The organism is Myxococcus stipitatus DSM 14675, from assembly GCF_000331735.1.
Classification (GTDB): Bacteria; Myxococcota; Myxococcia; order Myxococcales; family Myxococcaceae; genus Myxococcus; species Myxococcus stipitatus.
Genome location: NC_020126.1, coordinates 6,101,764 through 6,125,774, shown reverse-complemented (window position 1 = coordinate 6,125,774; position 24,011 = coordinate 6,101,764). Strand labels below are relative to the sequence as shown.

Below are 24,011 nucleotides of genomic sequence, written 5' to 3'. Positions count from 1 at the left end.
GGGCACCTTGCAACAAGGGGCCGTGGAAGGATTTCTCGAGGAAGTGCGCTGGCTTGTCTTCTCTTGGACTTCTTTAAACCTACATCTGCCCTGTCTTGAACTGATGGGGGGCTTGTGGCAGGTTGTGAGCGTTTAGCTGGCGCGAAGCTTCTTCCGGAGAGAGGGTGCCATGCCGGTTTGTGGGGGGGGCTTCGGCCCACGGGCGCGGAGTTGCGTCTGGTCTTGTCTGGGTACGGTCCTGCTCTCGAGTCTGGTCGTTGGGGCGTGCGCGCACACCCCTCCCGCGCCGACGACTTGCGAGCAGCCTCCTCCTTTTGTCCTGCATCTCGACGCGAGCACGCGCCTCAACGCGGATGACGTGGGCCGCTCGCTCCCGACGAACGTCCAGGTCTTCCAGCTCAAAGGCTCTCGCCGCATGGAGGCCGCCGACTTCCAGGACCTCTGGCAGCGTCCCAAGGAGGTGCTGGAGGAGGACTTGCTGGCCATGGATGAGTTCACCCTCGAGCCAGGCCAGCAATTGACGCGTGAAGTCAGTCGGACTTCAGGTGCGAGCTACCTTGCCGTGGTGGGGGTGTTCAGGCGCCCCGCCGGACAGGTGTGGCGGGCCGTGGAGCGGCTGCCCCAGGTGAAGCCAGAGGACTGCGATCCCGCGAAGAAGACCGCCGCGCGTGACGCGTCGATGCGCTTCCTCATCGAGGACTACCGTGTCGAGGCCCGCTCGAGCGAGGCTCGCAGATGAAGACGCCCCAACGTGTTGTCTGGTCCGAGGGGATGTTCATGAATCCCCAGCACCTGCAGCAGGCGGACCTCTACCACGAGGGGTTGCTCGCGGCCCGGCTCGGCGCCCTGACGCCGTATGACTGGGGCGTGGTGGAGCAGGAGGTGGATGAGAAGGCGCTCGCGGCCGGCCAGTTCCAGCTCCTGCGCTTCGTGGGCATCCTGCCGGACGGGCTGCCACTGTCCTTCGAGCGCGGCCAGCCCGAGGCCCCGCAGACGCGGCCCATCGAGGAGCACTTCAGCGCGAACAAGCGCTCGCTGGACGTGTTCCTGGGCGTGGCGCGTGAGCGGGAGGGCATCTCCAGCTACGGCGCGACCGAGGAGTCCACGACGTCGCCGCGCTTCTCCCTGGTGAACCGCTCCGTGCCGGACCTGGCGGCGGCGGAGTCCGTGGTGCCGGTGTCCTTCGCGCAGCGCAACCTCAAGCTGCTCTTCGGCACGGAGCCGCGCGAGGACTACGACGTCATCAAGATCGCCGAGCTGGTGCGGGACAGGACGGGCGCCGCGGCGCTCGCCAGCAACTACATCCCGCCGTGCCTGCGCATCTCCGCGTCGCCGTACGTGTTGGACCGGCTGCGGCAGATCCTCAAGGCGATGCAGGGCAAGCAGCGCGAGCTGGCGGAGGGCCGCCGTCACCGCGACGCCACGGCGATGGAGTTCTCGGCCGGGGATGTGACCAAGTACCTCCAGCTCAGCGCGCTCAACGGCCTCATCCCGCAGGTGGCCCACGTGGTGGAGGTCGCGGACCTCAACCCGCAGATGGTCTACCTGCTGCTGTGCCAGGCCGCCGGACAGCTCTCCACGTTCTCCGCGGAGGCGGACCCGGGAGACCTGCCCAAGTTCCAGTACAACAACCTGCGCGCCACCTTCGACGGCCTCTTCCAGCTGCTCCAGAAGCTGCTGGACGTCGTGGCCATCGAGCAGTGCATCACCGTGCAGCTGGAGTCCCGCAAGGACGGCATGCACCTGGGCCGGCTCGAGGACGAGCGCTTCCTCAAGGCCGCGCAGTTCATCCTCGCGGTGCGCAGCGACCTGCCGGAGGCGGAGGTCGCCAAGAGCCTGCCGAACCTCTCGAAGATCGCCAGCTTCGTGGAGATTCGCGACATCATCAAAGCCGCCGCGCCGGGCGTGCCGGTGGAGGTGACGTTCCGCCCTCCCGCCGAGGTGCCGGTGAAGCCGGGCGTCGTGTACTTCTCGCTCGAGAGCGGCGACCCCTACTGGAAGAACGTCATCACCGAGCAGAACGTGGCCATCTACCTGCCGCGTCCGTTCGAGCCGTCGAAGACGAAGCTGGAGCTGCTCGCGGTTCCCCGGCAGGGCAGCAACGGGAACGGTGGCGGGAGTTCGGCGAAGAAGAGCGCTGTCAGTCGTTAGAAGTGGGTTGAGGCGGGGGGCTGTCCACCACCCAGTTGTCACTGCATCTGGTGGGGCTCCCGGTCATCACGACGGGTGGAGGCATCAACAGGATGGACAGAATCAATTCCATCACGCAGGAGAGCTTCGGGGCGTTGCTCCAGCTCCGGCAGTTCGGGGACAATGCGCTGCCCGCGGCGGAGCTCGTGCACCGCCAGCTGCGCACGTTCTTCGACCGCATGCTCAAGCGCGCCAACGAGCTGGGCTTCGGCCAGCAGGACGCGCAGGAGATTGCCTACCCCATCGTCGCGCTCGCGGATGAGCTGGCCCTGGCTCGCGCGGACTCGTTTCGAGAGTACTGGCTCGCCAACCTCCTCCAGTTCCACTACTTCCGGGAGAACCGCGCGGGCGACGGCTTCTTCACGCGCCTGGAAGAGGTTCGCAAGGACCTGCAGCGCACGGAGATCCTCCGCGTCTACTACCTCTGCCTCCTCTTCGGCTTCAAAGGCCGCTTCCGGGTGCGCGGTGGAGAGCTGGAGCTGATGCAGCTCACGGAGGCGCTCCAGCGCGAGCTGTCCAAGACGTACAAGTTCGACACGGAGCTGCTCTCGCCTCGGGGCGAGCGGCCTCCGGACAGCGCGGTGAGCGCCAAGCGGACGTTGCCGCTGCTGGCCATCTCCGGCGCGGCGGTGGTCTTCGCGCTGTTGGTCTACACGGGCCTGCGCATTGGCCTGTCCAGCAGCGTCTCCTCCCTCATCGAGGAGGTCACCACCTCCTCCACGCAGCAGCAGCCTTAGGGGGCACGCGATGCTGGCTCTCACCGTGCTCATCGCGGTCTTCATCGTCCTGGTGTGGACCGCCGTCCTGTTGCTCAGCCTGCCGCTGTGGGGCGCCATCGTCCCCACCGTGTTGCTGGTGTTCATCATCGTCGCCGCCTACCTGTTCCAGCGCCACCAGGCGTCCAAGGCGGCGCGCGACATCGAGCGGGAGCTCGGCGTGCAGGCGGACGCCCAGCTCCAGAATGTCCGGCCGGATCAGCAGGAAGAGATCCAGGCCATGCAGGCCGAGTTCTCCAAGGCGCTCCAGTCGCTCAAGTCCTCCAAGCTGGCGCGTGCGCGGCAGGGCAAGGACGCGCTGTCGGTGCTGCCCTGGTACATGATCATCGGGCCGCCGGGCTCCGGGAAGAGCACCGCGCTGCGCAACTCGGGCATCCAGTTCCCGTACCTGTCCTCGCGCGGCGGCGGCGTGAAGGGCGTCGGCGGTACGCGCAACTGCGAGTGGTGGCTGACCAACGAGGGCGTCATCCTCGACACGGCGGGCCGCTACACCACCGAGGATGATGACCGCGAGGAGTGGCTGAGCTTCCTCGACATGCTCAAGCGCAACCGTCCGCGCAAGCCCGTCAACGGGCTGGTGGTGGCGGTGAGCGTGGGAGACCTCATCGGCATCGACGAGGAGCAGTCGGTGCAGCTCGCGCAGACCATCCGCGAGCGCGTGGACGAGGTGATGGAGCGATTGAAGATGATCGTTCCGGTCTACGTGATGTTCACCAAGTGCGACCTGCTCGCGGGCTTCGTGGACATCTTCGGAGACCTGCCGAAGACGGAGCGCGGGCAGATCTGGGGCTTCACGGTGAGGCCGGAGGATGCCCGGGACGCCATCGGTGAGACGTTCGCCGCGCGCTTCGACGAGCTGGCCGAGGTGGTGGAGCAGCGCTGCATCGTGCGCATCGGCGCGGAGCGCCACCCGGAGACGCGCGAGCGCATCTTCCGCTTCCCGCAGCAGTTCGAGGGGCTGCGCTCGAACCTCATCGAGTTCACGCAGGCGCTCTTCGCGGAGAACGTCTACGCGGACACGCCGGTGATGCGCGGCGTGTACTTCACGAGCGGCACGCAGGAAGGCAGCCCCATCGACCGCGTGATGAACGCGATGGCGGACGCCTTCGGCATCCGGCGCACCACCACGCCCGACGGTGGCCGTCCGGCGGTGGAGGCGCGCAGCTACTTCCTGCGGGACATGTTCGCGGAGGTGGTCTTCCCCGACCAGAACCTCGCGATGATGAGCTCGGCGGAGGTGTTGCGGCAGAAGCGCATCCAGCTCGGCTATGCGGGAGGCTGCCTCGCGGTCGCGCTGCTCATCCTGTTGTTCCCCACGATGTCCTTCGTCAAGAACCGGCGCTTCATCCAGACGACGATGGTGATGGCGCAGGCGCTCAAGCTGCAGGAGGCGGGAGCGACGGGCGCGGGGCCCATGGTGGACGCGATGCTCCCCATGCGGCAGCAGATCGACAAGCTGCTGGAGTGGGAGCAGGAGGGGCCGCCCGCGGGGATGCGCCTGGGCCTGTATCGCGGGGACGAGCTCATCGCGCCGCTGGGCGCGTTCTACGGCGCCACCGTGCGGCGCGTGCTCATCGACCCGGTGCTGACCTCGGACCTGAAGGAGATGAAGACCTGGGTCGAGGCCCAGCGGCAGGGGGACGAGACGCCGACGGGCCGCGAGTACGCGCGCTACTTCGACCGGCTGAAGCTGCACCTGCTGCTCTCGGGGCCGCGCACGGCCCGTGAGCCGGAGCTGGGGGATGGCGTGCGCTCCTGGCTGGTGAAGAGCCTGACGGAGCGCTGGGGCCGCAAGCCTGGGTTCACCGACAGCGCCCACCGCACGACGCAGATGTCCAACCACGTCGACTCGTTCGTGAAGCTGCTGGCGCAGGACTCGACCAACCTGGCCTTCACGCGCAACGACAAGGTGGTCCGCGACGTCCGCGTCATCCTGGACCGGCTGCCCTTCTCCACCCTGGCGCTGGAGCAGCTCATCGCCGACGTGGGGCGTGAGGGCTACGACATCACCATCTCCTCCGTGCTGGGCAGCACCACCCAGCACATCAAGGGCGATGGACGGGTGAGGGGCGCCTTCACGCGCAAGGGGTGGGAGACCGTGGTGTCCGCGAAGCTGGAGCACCCGCTCCAAGGCGCCGACATCTGGGTGTTGGACAAGGACACCAACGCCACCAATGAGCTGGAGCTGGAGCGGCAGGAGCGCATCCTGCGGTCGGCGTACTACGAGCAGTACATCCTGGAGTGGAAGGCGTTCCTCTCCAGCCTCAGGGTCCAGCCGCCGACCAACACCACGGAAGCGCTGGCCTTGTTGGAGGACCTGACTCGCGGAGAGCCTCCGCCCCTGGCGCGGCTCTTCAAGGCCGTCGACTACAACGTCAGCCTGGGCGCGGAGGAGATTGATACGTCCGCCGTCGAGGATGGGGTTCTCAAGAAGCTCAAGGGGAAGCTGGGGGCCGGTGCTACGGCCGTCGAGAAGGGCGTCCGCTTCGCCAGCGAGAAGGTCGCGGGAGGCGAGGATTCGGAGGTGGAGTACTTCACGGAGCAGAGCGTGAAGCCCAGCTTCAAGGGGCTGACCGACTTCGGCGCCCCGCCGAAGCGAGCGAAGGGGCCTGACGCGCCGCCGCCCGAGTCCATCCCGCTGGACCTCTACCAGGAACAGCTCCAGTTCCTTCGCGACGCACAGCGCGCCGCGATGGAGAGCCAGGATGAATCCGCTGCGATGATGGCCCGCGTCCAGACGGCGCGCGTCAGCGTCCAGTCGCTCATCAAGGCGCAGGAGGTCGGCTGGCGTCCGCGCATCGAGGCGCTCTTGTGGCCGCCCATCGAGGCCATCTCCGAGCTGACCCTCAAGGAGGCGGGAGGGAAGGCGAGCGACCAGTGGTGCAGCGAGGTCGCCACCGCGTTCAATCAGAAGCTCGCGGGGCACTACCCCTTCAATCGCAATGGCCAGGACTCGGCGGTCGCCGACGTGGGTGACTTCTTCCGGCCGGAGTCGGGAACCCTCTGGGGCTTCTACAGCGGCGTCCTGAAGAGCCATGTCGAGCAGTCGGGGAGTCGCTTCAAGTTCGTCACCCGAGCCGGCCGCGCGGGCGGCAGCCTGTACTACGGCTCCGTGCTGACGTTCCTCTCGCGCTCGCGGGAGATCTCCGAGTCCCTCTTCGCGCCTCGGGATGCTGAGCCCGGCGTGAAGTTCACCTTCCACATCCGGCCTTCGCCGAAGCTCGCGTCCATCCGCTTCACCGTGGATGGGCAGACGGTCGACTACAACAACGGTCCGGAGGAGTGGCACCAGTTCGAGTGGCCCGGGAAGGGTGGCAAGTCGGTGGGCGCGTCCATCCGGGTGCGCAACAACCGGGGCCAGCCCGAGACCGTCGAACAGGAAGGCGAGTGGGGGCTGTTCCGCTTGCTGGAAGAGGGCACGGCCCGGGTAGAGGGTGGAGCGCGGGTGTTCTCGGTGACGTGGGCGCTTCCGTCCTCGGAGACGGAGGTGGTCATCGACTTCAAGCCGTCGCGCAGCGCCTCGCCGTTCTTCGGTGTCACCGCGGGCCGCAACGCCAAGCTCATGCAGCCGTTCCGCATGCCGGGCGTTCAGCCTCCACGCGTCATCGCCAAGGGAGGCTCGGGATGCTCGGGGTAATGGGGCGCAACCAGGTTGCGTTATTGGGCAAGGCTCCGTGCCAGGGAGACTTCATCCGCTGGAACGCGGCGGACCCCGTGTCGCAGGCCTTCCATCGCTGGCTGGAGGAGTCGCACGAGGCGGTGCGCCGAGCCAACACCCAGCTGTCCTCGTTGCCCACGGGCTTCGTGTTCACCGTGCCCGGAGCCCGTCAGGTGCTCGTGGGGACGCTGGCGACGAGCACCGACAAGGTCGGGCGCGTCTTCCCGCTCGCCGTCTACGTGACCATTGACGCGGCGGGCGCGGCGGAGCACTTCGCGTCGCTGCCCGACAGCTTCAGGCCCTTCCTCGCGGCGGGGAGCCAACTGCTGGCGGACGCGGCGACGCTCTCCGTGGCGGACCTGGAGGCGCGGGTGTCGGGACTCGCGGCCGTGTCCTCGGGTGACTCGATGGGCGCGGAGGCGCAGAAGCGCCGCGTCCTGGGCAGCCCCGTCGCGCCGCTGGTCCAGCAGTTCCAGGCCGACGGTGCGCCCGCGGGCGCGCAGTACTACGCGTTCAACACCTTCGTGAAGGCGTGCCAGGCGGAGCAGGGCAAGGAGCCCTCGAAGCCGGGCGTGACGCTGGAGTGTCCCTTCCCGGAGGTGCTCGGGCCCTACGGCTGGTTGGAGCTGGCCCGGCGACAGCTCCGGTGGCGCTCGCTACCTCCGGCGATGTTCTGGCACCTGGGCCCCGCGCCCCGGCTCTTCCTGGCCATCGGGACGCCCGGCCCCGCGGTGCTCATGCACCTGGCGAAGCCGGGTCACTCGAGCATGAAGGTCTGGCCGCTCCACACGAAGCAGGCCTCCGCCATCGAGAGCGCACGCAACGCGCTCTCGCCACCGCGGAGACAGGTGCTCGAGGACGCGAACGCCACGGTCGAGTCCTTCTTGAGCGCCTTCGGGACGTGAGCGCGGGAAGCCGCGGGATGAAAGGAGGGGGAACATGGCGGTGACGCTGGAGCAGTTGAAGGAACAGGCGAAGCAGTGGATCGAGCCCGTGTCGGCGGACGCACCCGCGGGCAAGGCGGCCAAGGCCGACCCCGCCTATCTGGAAGTGCTGGCCGAGATGGCCAAGCTCGAGTCCGTCACCGGTGGGACCATCGACTGGAACCAGGTCCAGAGCTCCAGCGGCAAGGTGCTCCAGTCCACGTCGAAGGACCTGCGCATCGCCACCTATCTGGCGCACTGCCTCTACCAGACGCAGGGCATCGACGGGCTCGCGACCGGCCTCGTGGTCGTCTCCGAGATCCTGGACCGCTACTGGCCCACGCTCTTCCCCGAGCTGGCGCGCATGCGGGGTCGCTCCAACGTGATGACGTGGCTGGTGGAGCGCACCGCGGCCCATCTCCCGTCGCTGCAAGTCACTGCGAGCGACCGCCCGCGAGTGGAGGCACTCGAGGTCGCCGCCAAGCGCCTGTCGGAGGTGTCGAAGCAGAAGTTCGAGGCCAATGGGCCCGCGATGCGGCCGTTGATGGAGAGCGTCCAGCGGCTGATGGCCTCGCTGCCGGCGGAGGCACCTCCTCCGCCTCCCGCGCCCGTGGCCGCCGCTGCTCCCGCCGCGCCCAAGCCCGCACCGGCGCCTGTCGCCGCGCCACCGCCTCCTCCGGTGGCCGCCGCGACGGCGCCCGCGCCCGCGCCCATCCCCGCGCAGGCCATGCCCGCGGTGGGCTCCTTGGCGAGCGCGGACGCGGCGGTCGACTTCCTCCGGCAGACGGGCACCGCGCTGGTCAGCGCCGCCGGAGTGGTTCGCGGTGCGTCGCCCGTGGACCCGCTGTCCTACCGGCTGCTGCGCATCGGGCTCTATCTCCACCTGGCCCAACCTCCGCCGGCGGATGCCAGTGGCAAGACGAGCATCCCCGTGCCGCCGGAGAACCTGCGTGCGAACCTGGAGCGCATGGCGGCCAACGCCCGCTGGGCACCGCTGCTGGAGGAGTCCGAGGGGACCCTCACCCAGCATCGCTTCTTCCTGGACCTGCACTACCTGAGCGCGAAGGCGTTGGGGGAGCTGGGGCACACCGCGGCACGTCAGGCATTGGTGGCGGAGCTCGCCTCCTGGCTGAAGCGGATGCCCACGGTGCCAGGACTTCTCTTCGGCGACGGCACCCCCGTCGCCTCACCCGAGACGCGCGCCTGGCTGGAGTCCGTCGTCGCGCCGCCGGTGTCGCCTTCCGCGCCACCCTCTTTCTCAGGGGCAGAGACAGAAAAGGGAGACACCGCGGCGGAGGTCCTCGCCGAGGCGCGCAAGCTGGTGTCAGGCGGCAACGCTGCGGGCGCGGTGAACCTTCTCCAGGAGCAGGTGGGTGCTGCGGGCACGGGTCGAAAGCGATTCCAGGCCCGACTCACCCTCGCGAAGCTCTGCGCCGCGGCGGGCCAGACCCACGTGGCGCGTGCCCTCTACGAGGTCCTCGACCGCGAGTCGTTGGAGCGCGGGCTGGATACGTGGGAACCGAAGCTGTCGGCGGAGTGTCTGGAAGGATGGCTTGCCCTCTCACGTCCTCCGCCAAAGTCACCCGAGGCGCTGGTGTCTGACTTCACCGCCCGTTATCATCGGCTCTGTCTGCTTGAGCCGAGTGCCGCGCTGAAGGTGGCGCCCTAAAGCCAACCCAACCAGGAGGTCGTGCGGTGAGCAAGGAAGGTTCTGTGGCGCCCAAGGAGCGCGTCAACATTGTCTATAAGTCGGACACTGGAAACGCGCAGTCGGAAGTCGAGCTGCCCCTCAAGGTTCTCGTGGTGGGAGACTTCACGGGCCGCCAGGACGAGCGTCCCGTCGAGGAGCGGGCGCCCATCAACATCGACAAGAACAACTTCAATGAAGTGATGGCCAAGCAGGGGCTGTCGTTGGACGCCAGCGTCCCCAACAAGCTCTCCGACGACCCGGACGCGAGCATGTCCGTGGCGCTGAAGTTCCAGAACCTGTCGGACTTCACCCCGGAGGGCATTGTCAACCAGGTTCCGGAGCTGCGTCAGCTCCTGGAGCTGCGCGCGGCGCTCAACGCCCTCAAGGGCCCCCTGGGCAACGTGCCGGCCTTCCGCAAGAAGATCCAGACGTTGCTCGGCGACTCCGAGGGACGTCAGAAGCTCATGGCGGAATTGGGGCTGGACAAGAAAGCCGACTAGGCCGCGACTTGCAACGCATTCACAAAAGGCGTGACACAGATGAGCACTGAAGCCAAGCAACTCGCGGTGCCCGAGGCGGCCGACGCCGCCCCGTCGCTCCTGGACGAAATCCTCTCCGAAACCAAGATGAAGCCGAGCGACGACGGCTATGACGTCGCTCGCCGAGGGGTGCAGGCCTTCATCGCGCAGATGCTGGCACCGGGTCGTTCCGCGGAGCGCGTGGACAAGGCCTTGGTGGACGCGATGATCGCGGAGGTGGACCAGCGCCTCAGCTCGCAGGTCAATGAAATCCTCCACCACCCGCAGCTCCAGTCCCTGGAGTCCTCGTGGCGCTCGCTCAAGTTCCTGATTGAGCGCACGGACTTCCGCGAGAACACCCGCGTGGAGGTGCTCAACGCCTCCAAGCAGGACCTCATCACGGACTTCGAGGATGCCCCCGAGGTCGTGAAGTCGGGCCTGTACCGCACCGTCTACTCCAACGAGTACGGCGTCTTCGGCGGCAAGCCCTACGGCCTCGTTGTGGGCAACTTCGACGTCGGCCCGGGCCCCGAGGACCTGTCGCTGCTGAGCAAGATCGCCTCGGTGGCGGCCATGTCCCATACGCCGTTCGTGGCCAATGCCTCGCCGGAGTTCTTCGGCCAGCAGGAGTCCTTCCTGGGACTGCCGGCCCTCAAGGACCTCAAGTCCCTCTTCGAGGGTCCTCAGTACGCGCGCTGGCACTCGTTCCGCGAGAGCGAGGACGCGCGCTACGTCGGCCTGTGCATGCCTCGCTTCCTCCTGCGCCTGCCGTACAGCGAGAAGACGGTGCCGGTGAAGTCGTTCAACTTCACCGAGGACGTCGTCGGCCACCACGAGCGCTACCTGTGGGGCTATGCGTCCACGGCGTTCGCCAGCCGGGTGACGGACTCGTTCGCCAAGTTCCGCTGGTGCCCGAACATCATCGGCCCGCAGGCGGGTGGCGCGGTGGAGAACCTGCCGCTGCACCAGTACGAGGCCATGGGGGAGATCCAGACGAAGATCCCCACCGAGGTGCTCCTCACCGAGCGCCGCGAGTTCGAGCTGTCCGAGGAGGGCTTCATCGGCCTGGTGTTCCGCAAGGACACGGACAACGCGGCCTTCTTCTCCGCCAACTCGGCGCAGAAGCCCAAGTTCTTCGGCAACACGCCGGAGGGCAAGGCGGCCGAGACGAACTACCGGCTGGGCACCCAGCTTCCGTACATGTTCATCATGTCCCGCCTGGCGCACTACGTGAAGGTGCTCCAGCGCGAGCAGATTGGAAGCTGGAAGGAGCGCTCGGACCTGGAGCGCGAGCTGAACCAGTGGATCAACCAGTACGTCGCGGACATGGACGAGCCGGCGCCCAGCGTGCGCTCGCGCCGTCCGCTCCGCACCGCCCGCATCAAGGTGGAGGACGTGGAGGGGCAGCCCGGCTGGTACCGCTGCAACCTCCAGGTGCGCCCTCACTTCAAGTACATGGGCGCCGCTTTCACACTCTCGCTCGTTGGCAAGCTGGACAAGGAATGAGAGCGCAGGCGTGAGACCCGATGCAGGGTCTTACGGTCGCCGGGCCTGAGGAGACGGCGGCCATCATGCAGTCCGGAGCCCTGGTCCAGGGCTCCGTGCCACATCACAGCCGTCACACCACCTCAAGCAGGGGGAGAGCCACAATGGCCGAGACAGTACATCTGTTCCTCAAGTCGAACGCGTCGGACGTCAAGGGTGAGAGCACGCAGACGAGCCTCGGGCGCGAGGGCTCCATCGAGTGCCTGTCCTTCGAGCAGTCCATCATCACCGCGCGCGAGGCCGGCAGCGGAATGGCCACCGGCCGTCGCCAGTACGAGCCGCTGCGCATCGTCAAGCGCATCGACAAGTCCTCGCCGCTCCTGGCGAAGGCGCTGACGAAGAACGAAGTCATCGATGGCGTCTTCAAGTTCTTCCGCCCGAACCCGACGGGCGACGGAACGACGGAGCAGTTCTACACGGTGGAGATCAAGAAGGGCCGGGTTGCCAGCCTCAAGCAGCTCGTTCCGGACACCTTCATCCCCGCGACGTCTCAGCAGCCTCCCCTCGAGGAGGTGACGTTCGTGTTCCACACCATCAGTTGGACGTACACCAACGGTGGTGTCACGCACGAGGACAGCTGGGACCAGAACCAGTAATGCGGCGGGCCAGCTCGTGCTCCCGCCCACCGAGGGGAGCGCGAGCCCTGGCATCGAGGAGGGGTTGCAGGTGACGGGACGTGGTCTGCTGTCTCGAATCGATGCGGGGAAGGGCTCGAGCGAGCGCGACGTGGACATGACCGAGTCCATCGTCGAGCACCTGCGCGTGCTGCTCAACACGCGCAAGGGTGGGTCCGCCACGGTGCCGGGGTTTGGCATCGTGGACTTCACGGACTTCGTCCACACCTTCCCCTCGGCCATCCAGACGCTCCAGTCCGCCATTCGCGCGACGGTGCTCGAGTTCGAGCCGCGCATCTGCAACATCAGCGTGCGCCACCTCCCGGACGCGGACCCGCTGGTGCTGCGCTTTGAAATCACCGCTCAGCCCGCGGGCCGTGGGGTGAGGGGAATGCTTCGCTTCCGGACGCAGATGTCGCCGGGAGGCAAGATCGAGGTCTGGTGAGTGTTGCCGGTATGGCGGGGTGAGCTGCGGTGTTCAGCAAGTACTACCAGAGCGAGTTGACGTACCTCCGGGAGATGGGCCGCGCGTTCGGCACCGTCAATCCCGCGCTCGCCGGGCTCCTGGTGGAGCGCGGTGGTGACCCCGACGTGGAGCGGTTGCTGGAGGGCTTCGCCTTCCTCACGGCCCGCGTCCGCGAGCGCATCGACGACTCCGTGCCGGAGGTGGTGCACGGCCTGACGGAGCTGCTCCTCCCGCACTATCTCCGGGTGATTCCGGCCTGCTCGGTGGTGGAGTTCACGCCGCACGCGCGCCTGTTGCGGGGCCGCTCGCGCATCCCCGAGGGCGCGGAGGTGGGCACCAAGCCGGTGGACGGCACGGTGTGCACGTTCCGCACGACGCGCGCGGTGGACCTGCTGCCGCTGACCTTGGGCGAGACGACGCTGGACCAGTCGTCGCCCGCGTCGCCGGTATTGCGCGTGCAACTCCAGGTGGTGGAGCAGGCGCGGGCGGAGATCTTCCAGGAGGAAGGACTCTCGCTGTTCCTCAGCGCCGAGCTGCCAGTGGCCTCGATGCTGATGGTGTGGCTCTTGCGCCACTGCAAGGGCGTGGTGCTGCGCAACCCGGTGGAGGGCGAGAGCGTGAGGCTGGGGCCGGACTGCATCCGCGCCTCGGGCTTCGCTCCCGACAACCGGCTGTTGCCCTGGCCCTCGCTGGCTCCGGAGGGCTACCGGCTCTTGCAGGAGTACTTCACGCTGCCGCAGAAGTTCCTCTTCGTCGATGTGAAGGGGTTGCAGGCGGCCTCGGAGCTCACGGGACAGAAGCTGGAGCTCCTCTTCGAGTTTGATCGTCCCCCCGCGCTCCCCGGGCGCATCCCCAAGGACGTCTTCCGGCTGCACTGCGCGCCGGTGGTGAACCTCTTCAGCGCCTCGGCGGACCCGGTGCGCACGAGTGCGCTGGGGCACGAGCACCTGGTGCGGGCCGCGGGCCTGGAGCCGGCACACATGGAGGTGTACTCGGTGGATTCGGTCACCGGGCTCCAGACGGGCAGGACGGAGCGGCAGCAGTACCGGCCCTTCTTCGACTTCGCTCATGCGGCGACGGACAGTGGTCGCTTCTATCGGCTGCACCGAGGGGCGTCGCCGCTGGACGACGGGATGGACGTGTCGTTGTCGCTGGGCAGCCCCCGCGACGCCACGCCTTCGCTGGCGGACGAGACGCTCTCCATCGACCTCACGTGCACCAACCGCTCGCTGCCGTCGCGCTTGCAGGTGGGGGACTTGAGTGTGCCGACCGCCGCGTCGCCCACCACCGCGCGCTTCCGCAACATCGTCGCGGTGACGCGTCCCGCGCGCCCGCCCGTGGGCTCCGAGCTGCATTGGCGGCTCTTGTCGCATCTGAGCCTCAACCAGCGTTCGCTGCTGGAGCCAGGGGCTCTCCAGTCGTTGCTGGCGCTCTACAACTTCCAGGCGACCGCGGACCAATCCACGGCGCGCGCCAACCAGCTCCGGGTGGAGTCGCTGCGAGCCGTCCAGGCGCAGCCCATCACGCGCTTCTTCCAAGGCGCGCCCGTGCGCGGCGTGCAGGTGACGGCGGACCTGGAGGAGGCGGGCTTCACGGGGCCGGGGGACGCGTTCCTCTTCGGCTGTGTCCTGGACGAGCTGTTCGCCTCGCACGTGAGCCTCAACTCCTTCAGCGAGTTCGTGCTGCGCCTTCAACCCTCTCGACTGGAGTACCGGTGGTCTCCCCGGAACGGCCGACAGACGATTTGCTGAAGGCCGTCGAGTCGCTGAGCGCCCGGCCGGGGCAGCTGTCGTTCAGGCCGCTGGTGGCGCTGCTCGAGCGGCTGACGTCATCGGCGGTGCCCGTGGGTGGGACGGGGCCCGCGCTGGACGAGCGCATCCGCTTCCGGCACGACCCGTCGCTCACGTTCAGCGCGAGCGACGTGAGCCGCGTCCGCGTCATCTCCCAGCCGGACGCGAACGGCGGGTCGGCGGAAGTCATCGAGGTGGTCTCCACGTTCCTGGGGCTCACGGGCTCGGTGTCGCCGCTGCCGGACTACATCCTGGAGGAGATTGCGCAGGAGGACCCGGACAGCGCGCGTCGGCGTGACTTCCTGGACCTCTTCCACCACCGCCTGCTCTCGCTGCTGTACCGCGCGCTGGTGCGCTACTCGCTGGCGGCGGAGACCACGCGCGGGGGGAGTGATGCCTGGTCGCAGCGGGCGCTCGCGCTGGGGGGGCTGGACACGTATGAGCGCCCCTATTCGGGCGCGCTGTCACCCGCGCAGCTGCTGCGCCTGATGCCGCTGTTGTCCGCGAGGGCGCGGACGGCGGGGGTCCTCGAGCTTGCGCTGACGGACGTGTTGTCGCCGGTGTTGGGCGAGGCGACGGTGTCGCTGCGGCAGTTCTCTGGCGCCTGGGTGGATATCGAGGCCGACAATCGGATGCGGCTGGGCCGCTCGAACTCGAACCTGAGCCGCTCGATGCTCCTGGGGGCTCGGGTGTTTGATCGCTCGGGCGGGTTCAGCATCCACATCTCCCCGTTGGAGGGGGATGTCTACCGGCGCCTGCTTCCGGAGGGAGACTTGTCGCCGGTGGTGCGCGAGGTGGTGGACCTCTTCGTGAGAGATCCGCTCGACTGTTCGCTGGTGCTGGGCGTGCGCGAGGTGGAGCTGCCGAGGTTCCGTCTGTCGCGCGAAGGGTCCTTCCGGCTCGGGCAGGACTGCTATCTGGGGCAGCGCAGGAGCGACACCCGCCTGCGCACGCGCACCGTGCCGCTCGCATCCGCCCCGAAGCGGGCCGAGCCCGAGCCCCTCTCGCCGCCGTGACGTCGCTTCGACGGTGTCCCCACCTTCGTTCATCCGAAGTCCAGGAGTGAAGACATGCGCGTTGAACCCAAGACCCTTGTTCGGCGCCTGACGCCCACGGCCACTCGGATGTTGGAGACCGCGGTGTCTCGGGCGAGCAGCGCTCGGTGCTACGAAATCGTCCCCGAGCACCTGCTGCGGCAGTTGCTGGAGGATGAAGAGGGCGAGGCCTCGCTGCTCTTGCGGCACTTCCAGGTGGACCGCTCGAAGGTGCTCGCGTCCGTGGAGGACGGGCTCAAGTCGCTGCGCACGGGCAACTCGGGGCGGCCCGTGTTCTCGGAGAGCCTGTTCCAGTGGTTCGAGGACGCGTGGCTGGTGGCCTCGCTGGAGCACGGCGTGAGCCGGCTGCGCTCGGGCGTGCTGATGTGGCAGTGGATTGCGCGCTCGGAGCGCTACACCGCCGAGTCGTATTCGGCGCTGGATGCCATCTCGGTGGAGACGCTCAAGAAGGTCTTCGAGGAGGTGGTGGGCCGCTCGAAGGAAGCCGCCGAGGTGAGCAGCGCGACGGCGGCGGCGCCCTCCGGCGGTGGAGGCCGAGGCGAGGAGGCGCTGTCGCGGTTCACCACGTCGTTCACGGAGAAGGCGCGCACGGGGAAGATCGACCCCATCTTCGGGAGAGATCGGGAGATTCGTCAGGTCATCGATGTGCTGGCGCGGCGCCGCAAGAACAACCCCATCATCGTGGGCGAGCCGGGCGTGGGGAAGACGGCGCTCGTGGAGGGGTTGGCGCGCGCCATCGTCGCAGGGGATGTGCCGGAGTCCATGCGCAACCTGGAGGTGCTGGGGTTGGACCTGGGCGCGCTCCAGGCGGGTGCGGGCGTCCGCGGCGAGTTCGAGAACCGGCTCAAGGCGGTCATCTCCGAGGTGAAGGGCTCGCCGAAGCCCATCATCCTGTTCATCGACGAGGCGCACACCATCATCGGCGCGGGAGGCGCGCAGGGGGGCGGTGACGCGGCGAACCTGCTCAAGCCGGAGCTGGCGCGTGGCGAGCTGCGGACCATCGCCGCCACCACGTGGGCCGAGTACAAGAAGTACTTCGAGAAGGACGCCGCGCTGGAGCGTCGCTTCCAGCCCATCAAGGTGGACGAGCCTTCCGAAGAGGACGCGGTGCTGATGCTGCGTGGGTTGTGCCCCGCCTATGCGAAGTCGCACGGCGTCACCATCCGCGACGAGGCGGTGGTCGCCGCGGTGTCGCTGTCACACCGTTACATCTCCGGGCGGCAGCTTCCGGACAAGGCGGTGGACCTGCTCGACACGGCGGCGGCGCGGGTGAAGATCGAACAGAGCGCGCGTCCGGACGAGCTGGTGGAGGTGGAGTCTCGTCTGGCGGCGCTGGAGCGGGAGCTGGCGGTGCGTGAGCGGGAGCTCGCCGCGGGGCACCCGGTTCCGCCGCCGGAGGACGGCCCGACGTTGGAGGAGCGGCTGGCGGCGACGCGGGACTCGGTCGCGACGGTGCGCGCCCGGTGGGAGCAGGAGCTGGCCGCGGTGGATGTCGTGCGCCGCGCGCGTGCGGAGCTCGACGCCGCGAAGGAGGGCGACGACACCTCGAAGCTGAAGGCCGACGTCGCCGAGGCGCGCGCCCAGCTGGAGAAGCTCCAGGGCGAGTCTCCGTTGATCCACGTGGACGTGGACCCGGACGTGGTGGCGCGAGTGGTCGCGGGCTGGACGGGCGTGCCGGTGGGCAAGCTGCGCAGCAGCTCCGTGGGCGCGGTGCTCACGCTGGAGCAGACGCTGCGCTCGCGCGTGAAGGGACAGGACGCGGCGCTGCGCGCGGTGGCGGAGACCATCCGCATGTCGCATGCGGGCATCCGCAATCCATCCACGCCCATTGGCGTGTTGCTCTTCGTGGGCCCCAGCGGCGTGGGCAAGACGGAGACGGCGCTGGCGCTGGCGGACACGCTCTATGGCGGGGACCGCTTCCTCACGACCATCAACATGTCGGAGTTCCAGGAGAAGCACACCGTGTCGCGCCTCATCGGCTCCCCGCCGGGCTACGTGGGGTACGGAGAGGGCGGTGTGTTGACGGAGGCCGTGCGCCAGCGGCCGTACTCGGTTGTGCTGCTGGACGAGTGCGAGAAGGCGGACCTGGAGGTGATGAACCTCTTCTACCAGGTGTTCGACAAGGGCATGTTGTCCGACGGTGAGGGGCGCCTCATCGACTTCCGCAACACGGTGGTCATCCTCACGAGCAACCTGGCCACGGATGCGCTGATGCAGCTGTACTCGGGCCCGGAGGCGCCCAAGACGGAGACGGTGACCGAGACGATTCGCCCCATCCTCAGCCGGCACTTCAAGCCGGCGCTGCTGGCGCGCATGTCGGTGGTGCCGTTCATTCCAATTGCACGCGATGTGTTGAAGGACATCGCACAGATGAAGCTGGCCGCGCTGGCGGACCGGCTGCACACGTCGCACCGGGTCAAGACGGAGTTCGCTCCGGAGGTCACCGAGGAGTTCGCGCGGCGGTGCCTGGACAACGACTCGGGGGCTCGCAACGTGGACCACCTGCTGCGCTCCTCGCTGATGCCGCGTCTGTCCATGGAGCTGCTGGAGCGCCTGGCGGCGGGAGGGGTGCCCGGGCGCCTGCGCGTGGGTCTGGGTGCGAGCGGGGACTGGGACCTGTCATTCTCGGACGCCTAGGCGGTGGTGTCTGGAAGCGTCCGGAGGGATGATTCGCCCGCCGGACGCGCCGGACTCTCGTGAGGTACGCCGTGGGCTGCCCCCACGTTTCGGGATTGGAGTGAGCCGTGTTGCCCCTCGTCATCCGAATCAAGGGCCTGGACGCGCAGGCGCCGACTGAGAAGCAGTACGTCTTCCGGCACTCGCCCGTCCGCATCGGCCGTAACCAGCTCAACGACGTCTCCATCCCCAAGACGTTCGTCTCGCTCTTCCACGCGCTCGTCCGGTTCGACCAGAAGGCCATGTATGTGGTGGACCTGGGCTCGACGAACGGGGTGAGCATCGACGGCCGCCGCATCGACAAGAATGTTCAAGTGAAAGTGAACGAGGAGACGCTTGTCTCCATCGGCACCCTTGAGATGCGCTTGTCGCGAGAGGCGGTGGTGGGGGATGGCCAGTCGCAGATGACGCAGTTCCGGGCGCTGACGACGCTCATGGACCCCGGAGAGGGGACGCCGTCGAGCTTCAAGCCGACGCCGGTGCAGGGGCGGGCGCAGGTGGTGGCCACGGCGCTGTTGCCCGCGCTGGGGTCCATTCCGTCATTGCAGGACGATGACGAGGAGGAGATGGGCGCCTCGCGCACGCAGCTCATGCCGGCGCTCGAGGAAGGGGAGCTGGGCGCGGAGGACGACGGGCAGCGGACGCAGATCTCCAGCATCCCGCGCGTGGAGGAGCCGGTGGCTCGGCCCGCGGTGCCGTCCATCATCCAGCGGCGCCACCGGACGCCGGAGAGTGTGCGGGTGGTTCCGCCAGGGGTGGGTGGGGTGCATGCCTCCATCCAGCAACTGGTGCCGCTGTACACGGCGTACCGGAATGCGTGGCAGGCGCTGCACGCGGCGATGGTGAAACAGGGGGAGGGGCTGGCGGAGAACGAGCGGCCGTCGCTCGTGGGTCAGATTCAGCGGCGCTTGTCCGGGGTGGTGCACGAGCCGCAGTTCGGTGAGTTCGCGCGCTCGCTCGGGGTGTCGGTTCCGCAGAGCTCGGGGGGGACGTCCTCGGGTGTGTCGATGGCGGGGGTGCAGGGAGCGCCGCCTCGGCTGGATGTGATGGCTCGCGAGCTGCTGGGGCAGTTCGTCCGGTCCTATCTGCCTGGGAGCAAGGGGCTGGAGTCGGGGTCGGATATCGACCGGTTCCTGGAGCGGCTGGCGGGGGTGTTGGAGACGTTTGGCCGGGCCTTCGTGGAGCTTCGGCAGGGGCATGACCAGTTCGGCCAGGAGATGGCCGTGGCGATGGTGCGGGACGTGACGCCGCTGTCGAAGAGCAAGAACACGCGCGAGGTGTTGCGCTACTTGCTGGACTGGAAGGCCGCGGACGGTGCGGAGCGGGTGCAGGAGCTGAAGAGTGGATTCGGGGATGTGATGATCCACCAGATTGCACTGCTCAACGGCATGCGCGAGGGCGTGAGGGCCCTGCTTCAGAGGTTGAGCCAGGGCGGGGAGGAAGGGGAGGGCTCGTCCCTGTCGAAGATGTGGCCGTTCGGGGCTTCGAAGCGATTGAAGTGGCTGGAGGAGGAGATTCGTCGGCTCAGCGAGGAGGAGCGAGAGCTGACGAAGGCCTTGTTTGGACAGGAGTTCGCGAAGGCCTACCACGCCATCGTGGGAGACGCGGCGAACAAGGGCAGCGATGGGGAGGTTTCCGTGGTGTCCAAGCGCAGGGAACGGGAGTCATGAGGCACATGACGAGTGCGAGGTGGCTGGAGCGGTTGGGACTGGGGATGTTGGTGTTCCTGGGGGGGGCGGGCTGCAAGAGCTCGACGCCCGTGCGCTCGGCGCCCAGCGTGCAGGCGCTGTGTTTCGCGGAGCGACCGACGGGCGTTCATGCGCTGTCGCCCGAGCAGTGGCGGGCGGAGCTGCTCATCCCGATGTTGCTGAGTGGGTATGACGCGAGGACGGGGCAGCTGGCGACGCCGCACACGGACTGCATGGGGACGCCGGTGCTCTGGCAGGACCCGGAGCCGGGCGAGTGCGCCGAGGTCGGGGCCTCATCGACGGCGTTGCCCGCGACGACGGTGACGGCGGCGGATATGGTGATGAGTGAGGTCCGTCCGGATGCGCGCCTCGTGTGGGTGGTGACGCGCCGGTTCTCGGATGGGGATGGGATGGGCCCGGTGGCGTTGGTGGAGTCCACGCCGCGAGGGATGGCGGTGAAGGCGTTGGGTGTGCTGCGTTCACGGACGCAGCGGGCGACGTTGCGGTTGGAGCGGGTGGGGGGAATCGACTTGTTGGTGGCGGAGGGGGAGCGGTGCTCGGGGCCGAAGGATTCGGTGTGTCAGCGGTCCGTGCGGATGGTGCCGCAGCGGGGCAATCGCTTCATCAACGAGCCGCTGCTGTTGGCCAACGGGGGCTGTGCGAGCCCGTCGATGATTCAGCTCAACCGCACGGCGTCGCGTTCACTGCCGAGCCGCTGGCTGCGGAAGTATGACTACACGGCGGCACTGAGCTTCGCGACGGATGGGATTCGGGTGCAGGAGCAGATGATTGTGAATGACCTGGACCCGAAGCAGCCCACGGTTCCAGCGAGACAGTTCCGCAAGGCGCAGGTGGACCGGAAGGTGCAAGTGTCCGCGGGGCGGCTGGTGGTGGATGACACGTCGTTGTGGGGGCGCTTGTTGGAGGAGGGCGCCACGGAGGCGATGCGGTAGTGGGTTGGGCTGGACGAGATGTGATTGCGCCATCTCGTCCAGCGGTGTGTGTCAGGGCGTCGAGGCCGGCTGCTCATCGAGGAAGGACGGGATGAGCGGGACGAGCAGGTCGACGCGAGTCACCGCGTCCCAGTGAGTCGTTCCTGGGAGGATGGCGAGGCGAGAGGTGGGAACACCCGCCATCATGCCGTCCGCCTTGCCGCCGCCGAGCAATCCAAACATCTCCACGGAGTGCGTCGGCGGGAGGCTGTCCGAGTCTCCGGAGATGACGAGCGTCGGCGTCTTGAGGGCCGCCACGTCCTGGGTCCAGTCGTAGGGCTCCTGGGTGAGGAGGTGGCTGATCTTGGACACGAGGATGGAGAAGTCCTCGGGGCGCGGGGCGGTGCGCAGGTAGGCCTCGTGCATGGGTGAGCCCGCGAGTGCCTCTCCCGTCATCGTGGCCATGATGGCTCGGTTCTCCGGGAACCACGCGTCGCTCTTGAAGGTGGCGGACATGAGCACGAGCTTGCGAACGGCCCGCGGGTGGCGGAAGGCGACCTGGAGCGCGACACCTCCGCCGAGGGAGTAGCCGCAGACATCGGCGGACTCGATGTTGAGATGTTTCATGAGGGCGGCGATGTCATCCGCCATGGTTTCGAAGCGCAGGGGGCGGTCGATGTCGGCGGTGTGGCCGTGGGCCTGGAGCTCGACGGCGATGACCTGGCGAGTCTTGGCGAGCTCGGCGATGAACGGCTGCATCGAGTCGATGGTCGAGAGCGCGCCGTGGAGAACGATGAGCGGGCGGCCCGTGCCGTGAGTCTCGTAGTAGAGGTTGAGTCCGTTCACCTGGGCGTAGGCGCCGGGGGCGGTGGTCTGGTTTTCGGGGATGGGGGATGGCTTCGGGTCGGAGCCGCAGCCCAGGGAGAAGAGGGAGGAGGACAGCAGGAACGCAGCGGCGAGGAGGGACTTGGCAGGGGTCGTCATGGCGTGCTCTCGAGAGTGTCCGGGCAGCGCGTGTTTCGCCCACGGAAGGGGTGTGGGGACTCGACTTCAGGCTCCGTGGGCCGCGCTTTCAAACACGTAGACTCCGCGAGGCGGCGGAACTCATCGGTCGGTCGAATTGATTCTCGAAAGAGATGCCCCGCCGAGCACGTCTCGCGGAGTTGAGACGTACGACTTCGATGACCGCGCGCATGGTCGGTTCGGCGGAACCCTGGATGTCATTGAGAGTCTTCTCGAGCCTCGATGCCGGCCTGGGGACTGAGCTCTTGAGGGCGTCGAAACGGCGACATCCGGACGCGGGCCGATGAGCGTCGGGCATGCAACGCGCCCTTGGAACCGGAGGGCCGTGCAGTCCGCGTGGAGCACGTGCCTTGTCCGGTCATCCTCACTTCACCTCGTGGCCCTGAGTGGTGGGTGGCGAAGGGGACGTGGGGTGCTGGGGCGAGAGGTGGTGGAACCAACGTCAGGAAGGGGCCACTGCTCTCGCCAGTGGAAAGCGCGCTGAAGTGCTGGTAGGAAGCGCCTGCCTCCGGGGCTTGGGAGGTCGGCTGCTGATTTTGAACAAAAGAATAGTGCGAGTCGCTAGCTCAGATGGTAGAGCACCGGCCTTTTAAGCCGAGGGTCGGGGGTTCGATCCCCCCGCGACTCATGTAGGTGACGACGTCCCCGTCGTCTAGAGGCCCAGGACGCTGGCCTTTCAAGCCGGTAACACGGGTTCGAATCCCGTCGGGGACACTAGAGCAGCCCCGTAAGTGCCTGAATCAGAAGGCACTTACGGGGCTGAGCTTTTTCAACGGTTGGGTGGAGTCCAGGCGCACGCAAAGTGCGCACGTTGCCGGCCCTGCCTGTTTACCGAGGCATCGTCGGCGGCGGGACGTCCTCCTGCCGTCAGCCATCGGCTGTATACAAGCCTCATGGCCCAGGACCTGTCCCCGGACGAGCTCGACGACCTGGAGGCAGAGGAGGGTGATGAGAAGGCCCCCTTCCGCCGCTACCTCACCCGGCTGGGCGCCGAGCGGATGCACCGCGAGCTCATCCGCCTGCTCAACGAGGCGCGCCCCAAGGTCACCGCCGAGGTCTCCGCCGCCGCCGCCCAGGGCGACCGCTCCGAGAACGCCGAGTACATCTACGGCAAGAAGCGCCTGCGCGAAATCGACCGCCGCATCCGCTTCCTCCAACGACGCCTCGATACCGCCACCATCGTCACACCTTCTGAACAGAGTGACCGTGCACGCGTCTACTTCGGCGCCACCGTCACCCTCGAGGACGAGGACGGCGCCCGGACCACGTACCAGATTGTCGGGTCCGATGAGATTGACGCCGCCGGAGGTCGCATCAGCGTGGAGTCCCCCATCGGCCGCGCCCTCCTGCGCAAGGGCATCGGTGACACCGTCGAGGTGCGCCGCCCTCGGGGCGAAATCGAACTGACCGTCGTCGACATCCGCTACGACTAGGAGGCCGCATGCCTCGGACGCTGCCCATCAACCCCCGCTTCCGCCGCATCTTCCAGAGCCTCAGCGGGGCGGACCTGGCCGCGCCCGACCCCGAAGAGCTTTCACTCGAAGACCTGGGGCTCGGCGACTCCCAGCAAACTCGCGGGGGCCTTCTCTTCGGGACCTACAGCCACCAGGGCCTGGAGCGGGGACTGCGCGCCTATGGCCTCCTCCAGCGCGCGGAGGAACGCGTCGGCCCCATGGAGCTGCGCATCCAGGGGGAAGATCCCTTCCACCCTCGCATCATCCTCTGGAGCCGCCGCTTCTATGCTCCCGTCGCCGATATCTCGCTGCGCATGGCGACCGGCGCCGAAGTGGGCCTCGGCGGCCTGCTCGCCACCGTGCCTCTGCTGTACGTGGACGCGCTGCTGCTCCAGAACCCGGGTCGCTCCTTCGACTGGCACCGGCCTCCACTGCCCGGCCAGAGTCACCCAGGCCTCGCGCTCTCCGCGCCCCTCCTGGAACTGGTCATGCTCATGGCCCGTCGCATCGGCGCGGAGGGGCTCGCGCTCACTCCCTCGACCTACGCCGCCGCCACGGTCTACGACCGGCGCTTCCTCTTCGTCGACGGCGAAGCTCAAGGGCGCTTCCTCGCGCTGCGGGATGCGGGAGACTCGCGCCCCAGATGGTTGGTCGCCTGGGCGGTGGAGCTCGGCTGCATGCGCGACGCCGAGGGACAACACGTCCCCTTCATCCCCATGCCCATGCTCGCCCCCTTCAGCCCCAGGCTGCGTGACGCATTCGAGATGAAGAAGTGGCTCGAGGGCCGCGAGAAGATGGGCCGGCGGTTGCTCACGCTCGACGAGGAAGCACTCCGCCAGCGCTTTCCCTGGGAGCGCATGCCTCCGGGGCCCCCGCCCGAGCGGTTGGCGGACCTGCTGGGCTACGACCCGCTCGCCCCGGTCCTCGCGCACTGATCGCCCTCTGTTCCAGGCGCGTCACGCGCGGGTATCCGGGCCGGCCACCGGAGGGCCCTCGGTGTGGGGCCCGGGCGT

18 protein-coding genes and 2 tRNA genes are annotated in these 24,011 nt (G+C 68.0%); 19 read left to right on the top strand and 1 reads right to left on the bottom strand.

Annotated features, from left to right (window positions below; translation table 11 throughout):
- Positions 1-169: 169 nt before the first annotated feature.
- The 15 genes from tssJ to MYSTI_RS23620 all read left to right on the top strand — a co-directional run bounded on the left by tssJ (position 170) and on the right by MYSTI_RS23620 (position 20,542).
- The gene (gene tssJ, locus MYSTI_RS23690; RefSeq protein ID WP_015350323.1) at positions 170-739 is read left to right on the top strand and encodes a type VI secretion system lipoprotein TssJ; all 570 of its coding nucleotides are present in this window, start codon (positions 170-172) and stop codon (positions 737-739) included.
- Positions 736-2,151 (top strand): type VI secretion system baseplate subunit TssK, encoded by a 1,416-nt coding sequence (gene tssK / locus MYSTI_RS23685; protein ID WP_015350322.1) that lies wholly within the window; start codon positions 736-738, stop codon positions 2,149-2,151. The genes tssJ and tssK overlap by 4 nt, the downstream gene beginning before the upstream one ends.
- 92 nt (positions 2,152-2,243) lie before the next feature.
- Positions 2,244-2,927 carry a DotU family type IV/VI secretion system protein gene (locus MYSTI_RS23680; RefSeq protein WP_015350321.1) on the top strand — a complete coding sequence of 228 codons (684 nt, stop codon included), beginning with the start codon at positions 2,244-2,246 and terminating at the stop codon, positions 2,925-2,927.
- A 10-nt stretch (positions 2,928-2,937) separates the two neighbouring features.
- Positions 2,938-6,603, top strand: a complete 3,666-nt coding sequence (tssM, locus tag MYSTI_RS23675; RefSeq protein ID WP_015350320.1) for a type VI secretion system membrane subunit TssM — start codon at positions 2,938-2,940, stop codon at positions 6,601-6,603.
- Positions 6,591-7,529, top strand: coding sequence for a type VI secretion system-associated protein TagF (gene tagF / locus MYSTI_RS23670; protein ID WP_015350319.1), 939 nt, complete (start codon positions 6,591-6,593; stop codon positions 7,527-7,529). The genes tssM and tagF overlap by 13 nt, the downstream gene beginning before the upstream one ends.
- A 34-nt stretch (positions 7,530-7,563) precedes the next feature.
- Positions 7,564-9,216, top strand: a complete 1,653-nt coding sequence (tssA, locus tag MYSTI_RS23665) for a type VI secretion system protein TssA (protein ID WP_015350318.1) — start codon at positions 7,564-7,566, stop codon at positions 9,214-9,216.
- Between the two features lie 26 nt (positions 9,217-9,242).
- Entirely contained in the window at positions 9,243-9,737 is a 495-nt protein-coding gene (gene tssB / locus MYSTI_RS23660; RefSeq protein ID WP_015350317.1) for a type VI secretion system contractile sheath small subunit, read from the top strand.
- A 39-nt stretch (positions 9,738-9,776) separates the two neighbouring features.
- Entirely contained in the window at positions 9,777-11,261 is a 1,485-nt protein-coding gene (gene tssC / locus MYSTI_RS23655) for a type VI secretion system contractile sheath large subunit (protein WP_015350316.1), read from the top strand.
- 143 nt (positions 11,262-11,404) lie between these two features.
- Complete coding sequence (gene tssD, locus MYSTI_RS23650) at positions 11,405-11,896, top strand: type VI secretion system tube protein TssD (protein WP_015350315.1); 492 nt, start codon at positions 11,405-11,407, stop codon at positions 11,894-11,896.
- Between the two features lie 70 nt (positions 11,897-11,966).
- On the top strand, positions 11,967-12,359 hold the full coding sequence (tssE, locus tag MYSTI_RS23645) for a type VI secretion system baseplate subunit TssE (protein ID WP_044900571.1): 393 nt from the start codon (positions 11,967-11,969) through the stop codon (positions 12,357-12,359).
- A gap of 29 nt (positions 12,360-12,388) precedes the next feature.
- Complete coding sequence (tssF, locus tag MYSTI_RS23640; RefSeq protein WP_015350313.1) at positions 12,389-14,131, top strand: type VI secretion system baseplate subunit TssF; 1,743 nt, start codon at positions 12,389-12,391, stop codon at positions 14,129-14,131.
- A complete protein-coding gene (gene tssG / locus MYSTI_RS23635; protein ID WP_015350312.1) occupies positions 14,095-15,186 on the top strand; it encodes a type VI secretion system baseplate subunit TssG in 1,092 nt (363 codons plus the stop codon). Before tssF ends, tssG begins: the two co-directional genes overlap by 37 nt.
- Positions 15,187-15,240: 54 nt before the next feature.
- Positions 15,241-17,862 carry a type VI secretion system ATPase TssH gene (tssH, locus tag MYSTI_RS23630; protein ID WP_015350311.1) on the top strand — a complete coding sequence of 874 codons (2,622 nt, stop codon included), beginning with the start codon at positions 15,241-15,243 and terminating at the stop codon, positions 17,860-17,862.
- 107 nt (positions 17,863-17,969) lie between these two features.
- Complete coding sequence (locus MYSTI_RS23625) at positions 17,970-19,571, top strand: FHA domain-containing protein (protein ID WP_015350310.1); 1,602 nt, start codon at positions 17,970-17,972, stop codon at positions 19,569-19,571.
- A 5-nt stretch (positions 19,572-19,576) separates the two neighbouring features.
- A complete protein-coding gene (locus MYSTI_RS23620; protein ID WP_015350309.1) occupies positions 19,577-20,542 on the top strand; it encodes a hypothetical protein in 966 nt (321 codons plus the stop codon).
- A gap of 51 nt (positions 20,543-20,593) precedes the next feature.
- Here the strand turns inward: MYSTI_RS23620 and MYSTI_RS23615 are convergent, their stop codons facing one another.
- Positions 20,594-21,505, bottom strand: a complete 912-nt coding sequence (locus MYSTI_RS23615) for an alpha/beta fold hydrolase (RefSeq protein ID WP_015350308.1) — start codon at positions 21,503-21,505, stop codon at positions 20,594-20,596.
- 594 nt (positions 21,506-22,099) lie between these two features.
- Between MYSTI_RS23615 and MYSTI_RS23610 the strand changes: the two genes are divergently transcribed.
- The 4 genes from MYSTI_RS23610 to MYSTI_RS23595 all read left to right on the top strand — a co-directional run bounded on the left by MYSTI_RS23610 (position 22,100) and on the right by MYSTI_RS23595 (position 23,933).
- Positions 22,100-22,172: transfer RNA gene (locus MYSTI_RS23610), tRNA-Lys, on the top strand.
- A 13-nt stretch (positions 22,173-22,185) separates the two neighbouring features.
- Positions 22,186-22,258, top strand: a tRNA-Glu gene (locus tag MYSTI_RS23605).
- A 179-nt stretch (positions 22,259-22,437) separates the two neighbouring features.
- The gene (greB, locus tag MYSTI_RS23600; RefSeq protein WP_015350307.1) at positions 22,438-22,977 is read left to right on the top strand and encodes a transcription elongation factor GreB; all 540 of its coding nucleotides are present in this window, start codon (positions 22,438-22,440) and stop codon (positions 22,975-22,977) included.
- 8 nt (positions 22,978-22,985) lie between these two features.
- On the top strand, positions 22,986-23,933 hold the full coding sequence (locus MYSTI_RS23595) for a hypothetical protein (protein ID WP_015350306.1): 948 nt from the start codon (positions 22,986-22,988) through the stop codon (positions 23,931-23,933).
- The last annotated feature ends 78 nt before the right edge of the window (positions 23,934-24,011 follow it).

What these genes read in the sequence shown, in the direction of transcription:
- tssJ (WP_015350323.1), top strand. Translation starts at nt 170, where the DNA reads ATGCCGGTTTGTGGGGGGGGCTTCGGCCCACGGGCGCGGAGTTGCGTC.
- tssK (WP_015350322.1), top strand. Translation starts at nt 736, where the DNA reads ATGAAGACGCCCCAACGTGTTGTCTGGTCCGAGGGGATGTTCATGAAT.
- MYSTI_RS23680 (WP_015350321.1), top strand. Translation starts at nt 2,244, where the DNA reads ATGGACAGAATCAATTCCATCACGCAGGAGAGCTTCGGGGCGTTGCTC.
- tssM (WP_015350320.1), top strand. Translation starts at nt 2,938, where the DNA reads ATGCTGGCTCTCACCGTGCTCATCGCGGTCTTCATCGTCCTGGTGTGG.
- tagF (WP_015350319.1), top strand. Translation starts at nt 6,591, where the DNA reads ATGCTCGGGGTAATGGGGCGCAACCAGGTTGCGTTATTGGGCAAGGCT.
- tssA (WP_015350318.1), top strand. Translation starts at nt 7,564, where the DNA reads ATGGCGGTGACGCTGGAGCAGTTGAAGGAACAGGCGAAGCAGTGGATC.
- tssC (WP_015350316.1), top strand. Translation starts at nt 9,777, where the DNA reads ATGAGCACTGAAGCCAAGCAACTCGCGGTGCCCGAGGCGGCCGACGCC.
- tssD (WP_015350315.1), top strand. Translation starts at nt 11,405, where the DNA reads ATGGCCGAGACAGTACATCTGTTCCTCAAGTCGAACGCGTCGGACGTC.
- tssH (WP_015350311.1), top strand. Translation starts at nt 15,241, where the DNA reads ATGCGCGTTGAACCCAAGACCCTTGTTCGGCGCCTGACGCCCACGGCC.
- MYSTI_RS23620 (WP_015350309.1), top strand. Translation starts at nt 19,577, where the DNA reads ATGACGAGTGCGAGGTGGCTGGAGCGGTTGGGACTGGGGATGTTGGTG.
- MYSTI_RS23615 (WP_015350308.1), bottom strand. Translation starts at nt 21,505, where the DNA reads ATGACGACCCCTGCCAAGTCCCTCCTCGCCGCTGCGTTCCTGCTGTCC.
- greB (WP_015350307.1), top strand. Translation starts at nt 22,438, where the DNA reads ATGGCCCAGGACCTGTCCCCGGACGAGCTCGACGACCTGGAGGCAGAG.
- MYSTI_RS23595 (WP_015350306.1), top strand. Translation starts at nt 22,986, where the DNA reads ATGCCTCGGACGCTGCCCATCAACCCCCGCTTCCGCCGCATCTTCCAG.